This is a genomic window from Neobacillus bataviensis, assembly GCF_019969725.1.
Window position 1 is genome coordinate 1 of the sequence record NZ_JAHXYW010000006.1, and the last position, 11,819, is coordinate 11,819.

13 protein-coding genes are annotated in these 11,819 nt (G+C 39.4%); 9 read left to right on the forward strand and 4 right to left on the reverse strand.

The window, feature by feature from the left end; all coding sequences use genetic code 11:
* Nucleotides 1–204 precede the first annotated feature (204 nt).
* On the forward strand, nt 205–585 hold the full coding sequence (locus tag LC455_RS16065; RefSeq protein ID WP_223592287.1) for a YkvA family protein: 381 nt from the start codon (nt 205–207) through the stop codon (nt 583–585).
* 74 nt (nt 586–659) lie between these two features.
* Here the strand turns inward: LC455_RS16065 and LC455_RS16070 are convergent, their stop codons facing one another.
* Together LC455_RS16070 and LC455_RS16075 are read right to left on the reverse strand one after the other, a co-directional pair.
* The gene (locus LC455_RS16070; RefSeq protein WP_223592289.1) at nt 660–1,136 is read right to left on the reverse strand and encodes a CBO0543 family protein; all 477 of its coding nucleotides are present in this window, start codon (nt 1,134–1,136) and stop codon (nt 660–662) included.
* A gap of 94 nt (nt 1,137–1,230) precedes the next feature.
* A complete protein-coding gene (locus LC455_RS16075; RefSeq protein WP_223592290.1) occupies nt 1,231–2,235 on the reverse strand; it encodes a DUF3231 family protein in 1,005 nt (334 codons plus the stop codon).
* Nucleotides 2,236–2,441: 206 nt separating this feature from the next.
* Here LC455_RS16075 and LC455_RS16080 point away from each other — a divergent pair, with 206 nt between their 5' ends.
* From LC455_RS16080 to LC455_RS16095, 4 genes are all read left to right on the forward strand, one after another.
* Complete coding sequence (locus LC455_RS16080) at nt 2,442–3,062, forward strand: hypothetical protein (protein ID WP_223592292.1); 621 nt, start codon at nt 2,442–2,444, stop codon at nt 3,060–3,062.
* A gap of 98 nt (nt 3,063–3,160) precedes the next feature.
* Nucleotides 3,161–3,442: a hypothetical protein gene (locus LC455_RS16085; RefSeq protein WP_223592294.1), complete on the forward strand. Its 282-nt coding sequence runs from the start codon at nt 3,161–3,163 to the stop codon at nt 3,440–3,442.
* Nucleotides 3,443–3,541: 99 nt separating this feature from the next.
* Nucleotides 3,542–3,685, forward strand: coding sequence for a hypothetical protein (locus LC455_RS16090; RefSeq protein ID WP_223592295.1), 144 nt, complete (start codon nt 3,542–3,544; stop codon nt 3,683–3,685).
* A 103-nt stretch (nt 3,686–3,788) separates the two neighbouring features.
* Complete coding sequence (locus tag LC455_RS16095) at nt 3,789–4,250, forward strand: hypothetical protein (protein ID WP_223592297.1); 462 nt, start codon at nt 3,789–3,791, stop codon at nt 4,248–4,250.
* A gap of 31 nt (nt 4,251–4,281) precedes the next feature.
* Here the strand turns inward: LC455_RS16095 and LC455_RS16100 are convergent, their stop codons facing one another.
* The gene (locus tag LC455_RS16100; protein ID WP_223592298.1) at nt 4,282–5,487 is read right to left on the reverse strand and encodes a C40 family peptidase; all 1,206 of its coding nucleotides are present in this window, start codon (nt 5,485–5,487) and stop codon (nt 4,282–4,284) included.
* A gap of 94 nt (nt 5,488–5,581) precedes the next feature.
* On the opposite strand from LC455_RS16100, the gene LC455_RS31465 reads away from it, so the two are divergent.
* Nucleotides 5,582–5,704 (forward strand): hypothetical protein, encoded by a 123-nt coding sequence (locus LC455_RS31465; RefSeq protein ID WP_263297818.1) that lies wholly within the window; start codon nt 5,582–5,584, stop codon nt 5,702–5,704.
* 81 nt (nt 5,705–5,785) lie between these two features.
* Here the strand turns inward: LC455_RS31465 and LC455_RS16105 are convergent, their stop codons facing one another.
* Nucleotides 5,786–7,156: a sigma-54 interaction domain-containing protein gene (locus tag LC455_RS16105; protein WP_223592300.1), complete on the reverse strand. Its 1,371-nt coding sequence runs from the start codon at nt 7,154–7,156 to the stop codon at nt 5,786–5,788.
* A 350-nt stretch (nt 7,157–7,506) separates the two neighbouring features.
* Between LC455_RS16105 and LC455_RS16110 the strand changes: the two genes are divergently transcribed.
* The 3 genes from LC455_RS16110 (at nt 7,507) to LC455_RS16120 (ending at nt 11,804) form a co-directional block, all read left to right on the forward strand.
* Nucleotides 7,507–8,556, forward strand: coding sequence for an aromatic ring-hydroxylating oxygenase subunit alpha (locus tag LC455_RS16110; protein WP_223592302.1), 1,050 nt, complete (start codon nt 7,507–7,509; stop codon nt 8,554–8,556).
* A 45-nt stretch (nt 8,557–8,601) separates the two neighbouring features.
* The gene (locus LC455_RS16115; protein WP_223592304.1) at nt 8,602–10,275 is read left to right on the forward strand and encodes a thiamine pyrophosphate-binding protein; all 1,674 of its coding nucleotides are present in this window, start codon (nt 8,602–8,604) and stop codon (nt 10,273–10,275) included.
* Nucleotides 10,276–10,355: 80 nt separating this feature from the next.
* Nucleotides 10,356–11,804, forward strand: coding sequence for an aldehyde dehydrogenase family protein (locus LC455_RS16120; protein WP_223592734.1), 1,449 nt, complete (start codon nt 10,356–10,358; stop codon nt 11,802–11,804).
* Nucleotides 11,805–11,819 lie beyond the last annotated feature (15 nt).

Consider the following 11,819-nt stretch of genomic DNA (forward strand, 5'->3'; position numbering starts at 1 on the left):
AGCTTATGTCCTAAAGTACCTTCTTTGTATTCTTTTACAACCATGAGCTTAAACTCATCACTATATTTAGCCATAAAAAACACCCCAAGAGTCAGATTTTCCTCTAACTTTTGGGGTGCATTACATTATGGCGCCTTTTCTTTTTTACACAACGGGAATGCAGTTTTATAATAAAATCAAGAAATTATAGTTATGGGTGATTAGATGTTTAATAAGATCAAGACTTGGGCTAGAAATTTAAAAAAGCAGATATTCATTCTGTACTATGCTTGTAAAGATAAACGAGTACCCTGGTATGCTAAATTATTCACAGCTTGTGTAGTAGCTTATGCATACAGTCCGATTGACCTCATTCCAGATTTTATCCCAATTCTGGGCTATCTGGACGATGTCATTCTTCTTCCGTTAGGGATATGGTTCGCGTTAAAAATGATACCCAAGAATGTCCTGTCTGAATGTGAAGCTAAGGCTGAAGAAAGGATGAAAGGCACTAAACCAAAGAATTGGATAGCCGGTTCCATAATTGTTTTGATATGGGGTGTAATCGTTTTGTGGGTGGTAATGAAAATCTTTGGCCTCTTGTGATAACGGTGTAAAAAGGAGTAATTTTTCCATGATTAAACTCAAATAAGAGAACTCAGAAACAATGAAAATTATCCTCATTGTTTCTGAGAAGCTGTTCTAATTAATGTCATTAGAAAACGCACCATTAGGAACGTAAAAGCGATTGAAAAAAAGCTATGTACAGAGGTCCAGGATTTTTTATATTTAATTAATTTTGTTTTTCTTTCAAGCCAATGTTCAGCCAAAGCAGATGGAAGACTAAATAATAAACACTTAAAAAGTATCCCTTTAATATTTGAATTCTTAGTAATCTGGTTGAAATAAATACAAATGATCGGAAAAAGTAAATAACTAAACAAAGCACTTATGTCGAAGATTTTAAATAAATTAACTGGGTATTTAAAATAACCTTTTTTCACAAGAATATTGTCTAAAATCGAAGCAATGTAACTCTTTAACAAAAAAATGATAATCCATTCTTTCATCGGCGGCTTTCTAATAAGATTAAAAAAGGCACCGATGCCAAGGATAAATAGGATTCTTAATGTGTTCTTTTCAAACTTATTGCCCATGTTCCTCCTCCTTTTTTAGTCTCCATTAGTTTGTCATAAGAGTAGGAACAATATTTAATCCTTAAATTAAAGATAGCTTTTTATCTTAGAGTAATTAATTCGCTAGTTTATCACGGTCCACAGCTAGCGGAGGTTCCTCCAGCCAGCCGTTATCGATCATTATTTTCGCTCCGTCTTCAGCAAATGAAGCAATTTCTGCGGATAAGCGAACGTAATCGAGAGCCAAGTCTTTTCTTGTACAGGTTGCCATACTTGTTCCATAAAATCCGATACTTAATGCGGTTAAAGTAGTAGCCATAAACATCATCATTTTATCCGAAATGGGAGCTGCTTTTGAGTCCGTTACTTCAGTATCCCAAGACGTCGGAACAGGTAAAGAATCTTCTTCTAACGCGGAACCAAATACCTTGGTATGTTTGAAGGCAATTTTCCTTCCCCTTTCCATAAATTGCTTTACTTCTTTGGATTGAGCAACTTGACTCCATGCCATCATTACTGCTTGACCAAAAGCGTTTTTTTGTAAGTTTGCAAACAAATTTGTAATTTCAATGGCTGTTAAGGGACTTTTATTCCCTAGTAATCCGGATATAAAATTTGGACTTTTAACAAAGTGGACCTCATTTGATGGTATTAAATAAGGCGACCGAATGAATAAGCCTTTTGATAACAAAAGATTTTTCGAATTCGTATCGAATTCATTCAGTTCCTTAACGCATTCAGCAAAAAACTTATCTATATCTGAACGAACAGAGAATGTTTTGGCAATAGCATAAAAACTAAGTGCCATTACACCCATATTATGAATTAAATGCAACATAAAACTATCTGAAAATAATCTTGGAGCGGCCATATTTACATCTTCTTCTACATTAAAACCACAGGGTATTGGATACCCCTCTTTTTGAAAAAACGCTGACAATTTCGCTAAATGAGTTTCCGCTAATTCTAATCCATGTTGAATAACCGAGCGTATTTGACTATCTTCCACTGTTTCTAAGAAGTATGTAAACAAACATTTACACATGCTGGAGTTCATATAGGCGGACCAAATTTGTGCAACTTCAGCAGCGGTCAATTTAGTGATGTGTTCAGATTCCATTAACACGTGCTCCTTTGGAGTAATTTTCGATTTTATTCCCTAATCTACAACGCACATTTTGTAAGAATTCTGTAATTTCCGTAAAATGACTTTCAGCTAACTTGAGATTATTTTATGGGTATTAACTATGAAGTATACGGAAGAAAATACAATTGTTCTTTTATTCGTATCATTCGTATGATATATAGAATATAACGAAATGGAAGATGAAAAAGAATATCAGAGGAGAATGCTTTACTTTAAAAGGAGGTGGAGTTACTCCTCCATTTAGAGGGGCATATATTTGGAAACGGACAAAAACAGTTAATTTTGATGTTGAAATACCTCAGCAATCAATTCCAGTATCAGTACATATGATGTCAGATTTTATACTTGAAGGCTGGATGGGCTACGCAACTTTTAACAATCGATCCGTAGGTGGATGGGCAAACGAAGATGGTTTGTATTGTAATATCAAACGTTACAAAGACTTAGATGACGACCCATTTCAGGTGTCCTATTTAAAACACGAAGCGCAGCATTTATATGATTACAAGTACTTTCCTGGTTTGAAGTCCTATGAATTAGAATATCGGGCAAAACTAGTAGAACTTATTTATTCCAAAAACCACTTAATTCTAGAGAAATTCCTGAACGATGCAAAAAATGACCCTGATTTTCCCCATCCGTATGCTTCTTTCAACATAATTAAGAATTTGTCTTCTAGCATTTTTAATAAAGATTATGAGCCTAAGATTAATGTATGGTTAGAAAAAGACTATAAAAAAATATCTTCCACAGCTCTGAAACTATTTGAGAAGAATTCGAGTGAACTATTAAAGAAATAGAAGGCCGGGGAATGTCTTGTGTAAGGATGGATGAATTGTAAAGCGGAGCTACTATTTGTCCTAATAGTTTCATAAGTAATACTGGAGGAGGTATTACTATGAAAAAATTATTAATCGCCAATATGTTGTTAATGGTCAGCTTACTATATGTAGTGTTTCGTGTCACTCACAGAACATTATATCTTCATAAAATCTCCGTTATGGCTGAAAATCCGGTTAGCATCCATTGGAATTCCATCACTATTTATACTGGATTTATCCAAGATAAATTTGGTCATTCCATGCCCGGCTCTATTTACTTCATTTGGATGACTCCCATTTATATATTTGTTATAGTGGCAATAATTCTTACCTTATTAGCGTTCAAAAAGAAAAAGTAAAACTAAACAGCTTTTTTATGTTTTTATGAGCAACTCATCCAATCCCTTTCGATATATCAGCATAGTATGTAATATTACTATAAATAAGAAGGGACTATTATGAAGTTTACAAAAAGCTTTATAAAAATAGGGATTGGTTCGAATCTTGTGGTTTTTCTTGCTCTGATGCTTCTACCTGCTTTCCTTGTTTCAGACCAGCTAGATGCTTTTGAAAGAGTTATTTCCTATATTTCAGAAAAATAAAGCTGCCTATCATGGGCAACTTTTTATTTTTGAAAGGATTTTTTTGGCATTTTTGGATAGGATAACAAAAGCGAATAAACAGTAGGTTGGGGTGAAATCGCTTATGGCAACAAAGAGGCACAAAATATTTAATCTATTGTTCATTTTGATTCCCTGGTTATCGTTGTTGTTTATCGGAAAACGCAGTATAAAACGTTATTCGGTTGCGGGCGTTTTTATCGTTTTATTTGAGATTCTCAATCATATGTACGGCCACAAGAGGAATTGGTGGAAATTTTATGATAAACGAAAATCCTTCCTCAGGGACGAGCTTCCTTTCAGCATAGGCCCATATATGCCTATATCGATGTGGATACTTAAATATTCATACGGAAACTTTAAAAAGTTTGTACTGCTTAATGTGATTTCTGATGGATTCTTTGCTTTTCTTTTCGTTGATATTTTAAAAAAATTGAAAATCGCCCGGCTGAATCGGCTAAATCATTTTCAGTTTTTTATCTACCTGCACTATAAAGCCTATTTACTTTATGGAGTTCAATATTTGTTTGAAAAATTCAAACGATAAAAAACACTTGGAATTCCAAGTGTTTTTCGTGTTAGTAAAACCTCTTAAATCCATCAAAATGCTGTTTCCAATAAGAATTGCTTAAATTACTAATGGCCACTCCGGATTCGCTGGCGTGGATAAATTGGTTGTCGCCAAGGTAGATTCCCATATGCGAGATTCCTGGCTTATATGTATTTTCGAAAAAGACGAGATCGCCTGGTTTTGGCTGGGTCACATAGTAAGTACGGCTGTAGTATCCATCAGCGGAATAACGGCCGATCTTCATGCCCGCCTGGTTCGCCACATAATAAATGAACCCGCTGCAGTCAAATCCGGAAAGAGAGCTGCCGCCCCATACGTAAGGCGTACCGATCAAACTTTTTGCAGTCGAAATCATCTTCGACGCAAAATCGGTTGGCTGTTGTGTAGTGGTACTAGGCTGCTGGCCCGATACCTTCAGCTTCTGCCCGACATAAATTCTGTCGGAGGTTAACCCATTTAGCGACTTCAAATTCTGAACCGTCATGTTAAACTGCCCGGCAATTTTCCCAAGCGTATCACCGCTTTTGACCGTATACTCGGAGACCGTTGATGGAGCAGGTGTCGTTGGAGCAGGCATGGCTGGCTTCGGTGCCGGTGGTGTCGTCGTTGATGTTTGCGCCGCTGTGACCTTCAGTTTTTGCCCGACATAAATCATGTCAGATTTCAAGTTATTTAATGTTTTTAACTGTGCAACCGTCATGCCGAATTGCACACCAATTTTACTCAAGCTGTCGCCGCTCTTAACGGTATATTCACTGGTTGTCGTGGTGGACGGCTGCGGCGCTGGAGCAGGTGCCGGTGCTGGTGTGGCTGGCTTAGTTGCCGCCGTTGTTTGTTTCGGAGCCGAAACCTTCAGGACTTGTCCAACATAAATGATATTGCTATCTAGGTTGTTCCATTGCTTCAGCTCACCGACCGTGACGTTATAACGGTTGGCGATTTTAATTAGAGCGTCGCCTTTGACTACGGTGTAAGTGGTCGTCTGTGGTGCCTGGGGCTCAGCGGAAATGATGAGAGTTTGATTTTCATAGATATTATCGGATTTCAGGCCGTTCAGAGTCTTGATATCTTGAACACTCGTATTATATTTCGAGGCAATTTTTGATAAGGTGTCACCTTTTTGAACTTTGTATGTATCGGCGAGGGCGGATCCAGCAAAAAGCGTCGAAAAAAGCGCTGCTGTCGACAGCGTACGAAAAATCGTTTTCTTCATCTTGTAAAAATCACCTCTATATCCCTTTTTTCTTAATATTTTACCATAGTTTGCTAGTATTTCGGGAAAAATTTGCTAAAAAGTGGCGCAAAGGATGGATTTTTGCGGAATTAATAGAGTAATTTGCGGAATTCTAGTTCAGATTGGCGGAATTCCTGTCCAGATTCGCGGAATCAAATCAAAATTTCGCGGAATTCTAGTTCGTAATTGGCAGTAATAAGATAAGGATCATGACAAAAGAAAGAAGCCCTCTTGATTTGAAGGGCTTCTCCTATCTGTCACATGATTAAATTGATGCTCAATCCACAGGCAGGCCCTGACAATACTCTCTAATCAATTTGGCCGCATACGTTTGGCTTATTTGCAGATCCTTGGCTACACGCCTAGAGCTTTTATTCAGCTTATAAGATTTTACAACCATCTCTTTTTTGGCCAATTCAATCGCTTCATGAAGGGAATCGGGGGCACTGTTTTCGATTTGCTTCAGTCCTTGGTTATAAATGCCTTCGGGCAGGTCATCGATACCGATGACCTCATCGCTTACAATAACAAGCTTTTCGATCAGGTTTTCTAATTGCCTTATGTTTCCGGGCCAAGGATAATGGGTAAGCCATTCAAGGCAATCTTTAGAAATGAATTTGTTCATTTCATGGATTCGATTAAATTTGTATATGAATTTATAGATGAGCGGGACGATATCTTCCTGCCTTTCGCGAAGCGGAGGCATTTTGATATCAACGACGTTCAGCCTATAATATAAATCTTCTCTAAACATTTTATTTTCTACCATTTTGTTTAAATCTTTATTGGTTGCGGCAATGATTCGGATATCCACTTTCTTTTCTTTATTCCCGCCAATAGGAATGAACTTTTTCTCCTGAATGACTTGCAGTATTTTAACCTGAAGAGGCAAAGGCATGTCCCCTATTTCATCAAGAAAAAGTGTACCCCCATCCACACTTTCAAGTATCCCTTTTTTTCCGGAACGGTTTGCATTGGTGAAAGATCCAGGAGTATAGCCAAAGAGCTCAGATTCTATTAAATCAGCAGGGATGGCAGCACAATTGACAGTTAAAAAGGGTCCGTTCTTTCGACTGCCGTTTTCGTGAATATATTGGGCCAAAATGCTTTTACCTGTTCCGGACTCCCCAAGAATCAATAAAGTAGAGTGCGCAGCCGCCACCTTCTTGGCAAATTTCAGTACATCTTTCATCTTTTCATTATTTGTCATAATGCTGCCGAATGGATCATCCATTTCTTTTCTGTGATTTGAATCCTTTTCTCTTACCTTCAGCATGTTGTAGCTCTGCAGTTCCCTTGCGGTTGTTACAATCAATTCTACTTCCTTATTATCATTTAAAATAGGGACGGCGGAAGTAAGAAGCTCTGCACCGAGGATGGTGGTTTGTTTCATTAAGATCGGCTCTTTTTTTTCCAATATATCAGGGAAAATGGAGGGATACCAATAGCCTTCGTTCACTAATTCCAAGCTTACTTTTCCTAAAACGTTTTCCTTATTTAAACCATAATGCTTCTTACAGGCATCATTTACATAAATAATTTTCGTATCCTTATTCAGTACAAAAATTTCATCAGAAGAATAATCCAAAATTTTAATGAGTGTTTCCAAATTTAAATCTAAATCGGTTGAAATATTGGATAATGTCATGATTGACCTCCCGAAAACAACATGTGAGTGTGAACGAACTCAACCTGAGCACAATTGTGTTCAGAAAAATAAACTGCCAGGTGATTCTAACAAACTAAGGAGCTATAACCCTTGTAGGTGTGACTTATATCACTTTACACCTTATAATAGTCTAAATATTTTGAACTGTAAATGACAGGAGCAAGACGCATATATTGGAAGCTTTGAACACAAATAAACTCAATTTCAATGTTTGAAATCCTGTAAAGCCCAGTAATGATGAATGAAGACAGTTGGCATGGAATTTGCAATATATATTTTATGAAAACAATACTTTAAGGGGTTTGAATGTTAGAAGGGAGAATGGCAAAATGAAAGAGTTACAAACCGATTATGCCTTGGAGCACACTATTCCGTATGAAAATTATGTGAGTCCACAAATATTTGAAAAGGAAAAGAAGAAAATCTTCCAATCTAGCTGGATCCTTGCAGGACATATGAGCCAAGTGGAGAAAGCAGGGGATTTCTTCACTTTTGATATAGCCGATCAGCCGATAATTATTAGCAAGGGTAAAAACAATGAATTGAATGCCTTTTACAACATTTGTCCGCATAGAGGGACGATAGTGGAAAAAAGTGAGTGCGGAAATAAAAAGGTTTTCACGTGTACGTATCACGGCTGGACCTTCCATTTAAACGGAAAATTGAATAAAGCGCCGAACTTTACTACGAATGAAATAGGAAACCATAGCTGTATGACGAAAGTGAAACTTGAAGTATTTCAGTCTATGATCTTTATCAATTTGAATCCGGATGCAAGACCAATGGCAGAAACCTATGGAGATTTCATGGCCAGTTTGGAAAAGTACACATTCCTAGATTCATTGAAAAAGATTCGTGTTACACAAAGAGTCATAGATGCTAACTGGAAAGCGGTTGTTGATAACTATTTGGAGTGCGACCACTGTAAGATTGCACACCCTGAGTTTTCAAAAACCTTTGACATGAAAAATTACCATATCGATTTACATGCCAATTTCTCGTGTCAATATTCAGAATTAACTAATAAATCAAAGGAAGATCAAGGAGATCACGCCAATTTTTATTGGGTGTGGCCCAACTTGATGGTGAGTATCTACCCTGGAAAAGAGGGAAATATGACGACAAGCCAAATTTTACCGCTGTCCGCGGATAAAACCCTGGCTATCTATAGCTACTACTTTAAATCCGATGAAATTAGTGAAGAGCAGGAGGAACTGATTCGTTTCGTGGATCAGGTTAGAGAAGAGGATTTCGACCTTGTGGAGTTATTGCAGAAAGGTTTCCACACGAATGCCTTCAAGTATGGAGTTTATTCTCCGACTGAGTATGCAATGAAATATTTCCACAATCTTTATGAAAACGCCATCAATGGCCAGTGAAGATAAGCTTCTAAGAAATATGATTAGATATGGGAGGACACTACAATGAACAATCAAACAGAATTCACGGTTGCAGATGCAATTGTAAAAGAGCTTGTACAAGCAAAGGTGGAAGTAGTATACGGCATCGTCAGTATTCACAATTTGCCGATTTATGATGCGATGCTGCGTGAAGGGAGCATCCGTATGGTCACTGCCCGTGGTGAAAGTGGAGCAGTCAACATGGCCGATGCCTATGCACGTGCTACAGGGAAATTGGGCGTTGTTTTAACAAGTACTGGTGCAGGAGCAGGGAACGGCGCGGGTGCATTGACGGAAACATGGAACTCAGGAACGCCATTATTGCACATTACCGGGGAGGCTGATTCCAATTATATTGGAACAGATCAACGTTATATTCACGAAGCGAAGGATCAGCTGAAAATGATGGATGGTGCAAACAAATCTGCCCATTTGTTGAAGCGGCCAAAGCAAATCACACCGTTTATTAGGAAAGCGATCAATGAGGCGCTGACTGTTCCTACAGGTCCGGTAACGATTTCCATTCCAACAAATTTTCAGGCGCAGATCATTCCAAATAATCAATTGATTGAAGTGGAAACCGTTCAAGACCCAAAAGTGAAAATAAACATTCCGGCTGATATTGGGGAAAAAATCGCCGCCGCAAAAAGACCGGTCATCTGGGCAGGACATGGAGTGATTGCTTCAGGGGCGTCAGAGGAACTCCAAACGTTAGTAGATAACATACAGCCTGCTGTCATTACAAGCGAGTCCGGTAAAGGGGCCATCCCTGAAAATCATCCGCTTTGCATCGGCAACTTTGTGGCTACACCACAAGTGAAGGAACTGCTGGAAAAGTCGGATCTTCTCATTAGTATTGGGGTCCGGTTCCGGGGCGGGGAAACATATAACTGGACACTTCCGGTACCTGAAAATCATATCAATATCGATTTGAATCCAAATGCATTTAACCGCAACTTTGATACGTTGTATACACTGGTCGGAGATGCCAAGGCCGTTTTACAAGAGATCAACAGTGTTTTGACTAATAAGAAGATCCAGCCTGATCCAGCTTATGTGGATGAAGTGAAGTCTGCCCGTCAAGGTGTCCGTGATGACCTCCGCAGCCAAATCGGGCCATATGGTGAAGTTGCTGATATCATGCGTGAACTGCTGCCCGAGAGTACGGTCCTGGTAACGGACGTGACCATTCCTGGATACACTTGGGGGAATAAATTGTTCGACATTTACGAACCAAGGAATTACCTTTACATGACCGGTGGTGGAATCGGTCAAGGCTTGCCAATGGCAATTGGCGCCCAAATCGGTCAGCCGGATAAGAAGGTTGTTCTGATTGCGGGTGACGGTGGATTCATGGTGAATGCTAGTGAGATGATTACCGCAATTCAGGAAGATGCGCCGATTATTATCCTATTATTCGATGATGGCGGTTACGGGATCTTAAGATACTACCAAGAAGCAGCATATGGCAGACGCACATCCGTTGATTTGAAAAACCCGGATTTCGTCATGATGGCAAAATCAATGGGCTTCGAATCTGAGAAAGTACGCTCGGTCAATGAATTTAAAGAAGGATTAGCAAATGCAGTCAAAAGCAATAAACCTTATATGGTTGTAGTAGATGTAGAGGCAGTAGGTGTATTGGAATACAAGGATTCAGATGAATATATTGCATCATTCCGTCCAAAACACGGATAATTTCCTAACTTCAGCAATTGATAGACTATAAGCCTACTGATAGGGGGAACAAAGCTTTGGTAATAGAATTGAAACATTATATGAACGGGAATTGGATTGAATCTAGTAATCCGGAAAAAATGGATATTATTAATCCTGCCACACAGGAAGTCATTGCCAGGGCTCCGTTAGGAACAAAAGAAGAAACGAACGAAGCTATTAAAATAGCAAAGAAAACATTTGAAAGCGCTGTGTGGTCGGGTCAATCACCAATGGAGCGGGCGGCCGTTTTACTTCAGATTGCTGATAAATTGCAGGAAAACATAGATGTGTTAACCGATTTAGAAGTACAGAATAACGGAAAGACGAGAAGAGAAGCACAGTCAGATGCAGAGGAAGCCGCTTCTACCTTCCGTTATTATGCAGGTCTGCTTACGATGCCTAATGGCCAATCGTATGAAGCTTCCGGGGATATGCAGACATTAATCGTGAAGGAACCAATGGGTGTTGCCGGATTGATTGTTCCATGGAATTTTCCTTTATTGATGAGTGTTTGGAAGATCGCACCGGCGTTGGCAGCGGGTAATAGCATTCTTCTAAAGCCGGCGGAAATTACGCCGATGACAGCGGTAAAATTGTTTGAACTGATGGATGAGACCGATTTGCCAAAAGGGGCAGCTAATCTGATTATGGGAATCGGATCAGTAGTGGGCCAGACGATTGCCGAAAGTAATGAGGTAGATATTGTTTCCTTTACTGGAAGTACAGAAGTCGGCCGTCGGATCATGCAGGCGGCAACAGGTAATTTGAAAAAAGTGTCCCTTGAGTTAGGAGGGAAATCTCCGAACATTATCTTTGATGATGCGGATATGGAAACAGCCGTTGATTATGCCCTATTCGGCATTTTTCTGGGCTCAGGGCAAGTTTGTTCTTCGGGGAGCCGTCTTCTTGTCCAAGAGGGGATCTACGATACCTTTGTGGAGAAATTTGTAGAAAAGGCAAAAGGGATTAGGGTTGGCCCCGGAAATGATGAACATTCCCAAATGGGTGCCATTGTCGGCGAAAAGCATTTTGAAAGTATACTAGAGTACATTCGGATTGGGAAAGAAGAAGGAGCAACCCTTGTTCTTGGTGGTAATCGAATAGAGAAAGATGGAATGGATAGAGGATTTTTCATCGAACCTACCGTCTTTACGCATGTAACAAGCGATATGAGGATTGTCAGAGAAGAAATCTTTGGCCCCGTTGTTGCCATTCAGAAATTCAAAGATGAAGAAGAGGCTGTCAAGATCGCCAATGACACAGACTATGGACTTGCAGGAGCGGTTTTCTCTACCGATCATAACAAGGCCATGCGAGTCATCAAAAGGGTCCGTGCCGGTATTACATGGGTGAACGCTTACCATCTCACAAATATTCAAGCGCCGTGGGGAGGCTATAAACAAAGCGGCATCGGCAGAAGCCTTAGTACGTACGGATTGGACGAATACCAAGAAACGAAACAGATTAACATTCATTTGGAACCAAAGCCAATAGGCTGGTTTGAATAGGTACTTACCGTGAAG

Bases quoted from the DNA above. Each gene is read 5' to 3' on its own strand.
- LC455_RS16065 (WP_223592287.1), top strand. From the start codon at position 205: ATGTTTAATAAGATCAAGACTTGGGCTAGAAATTTAAAAAAGCAGATA.
- LC455_RS16070 (WP_223592289.1), bottom strand. From the start codon at position 1,136: ATGGGCAATAAGTTTGAAAAGAACACATTAAGAATCCTATTTATCCTT.
- LC455_RS16075 (WP_223592290.1), bottom strand. From the start codon at position 2,235: ATGGAATCTGAACACATCACTAAATTGACCGCTGCTGAAGTTGCACAA.
- LC455_RS16080 (WP_223592292.1), top strand. From the start codon at position 2,442: ATGAAAAAGAATATCAGAGGAGAATGCTTTACTTTAAAAGGAGGTGGA.
- LC455_RS16085 (WP_223592294.1), top strand. From the start codon at position 3,161: ATGAAAAAATTATTAATCGCCAATATGTTGTTAATGGTCAGCTTACTA.
- LC455_RS16090 (WP_223592295.1), top strand. From the start codon at position 3,542: ATGAAGTTTACAAAAAGCTTTATAAAAATAGGGATTGGTTCGAATCTT.
- LC455_RS16095 (WP_223592297.1), top strand. From the start codon at position 3,789: ATGGCAACAAAGAGGCACAAAATATTTAATCTATTGTTCATTTTGATT.
- LC455_RS16100 (WP_223592298.1), bottom strand. From the start codon at position 5,487: ATGAAGAAAACGATTTTTCGTACGCTGTCGACAGCAGCGCTTTTTTCG.
- LC455_RS31465 (WP_263297818.1), top strand. From the start codon at position 5,582: ATGGATTTTTGCGGAATTAATAGAGTAATTTGCGGAATTCTAGTTCAG.
- LC455_RS16105 (WP_223592300.1), bottom strand. From the start codon at position 7,156: ATGACATTATCCAATATTTCAACCGATTTAGATTTAAATTTGGAAACA.
- LC455_RS16110 (WP_223592302.1), top strand. From the start codon at position 7,507: ATGAAAGAGTTACAAACCGATTATGCCTTGGAGCACACTATTCCGTAT.
- LC455_RS16115 (WP_223592304.1), top strand. From the start codon at position 8,602: ATGAACAATCAAACAGAATTCACGGTTGCAGATGCAATTGTAAAAGAG.
- LC455_RS16120 (WP_223592734.1), top strand. From the start codon at position 10,356: ATGAACGGGAATTGGATTGAATCTAGTAATCCGGAAAAAATGGATATT.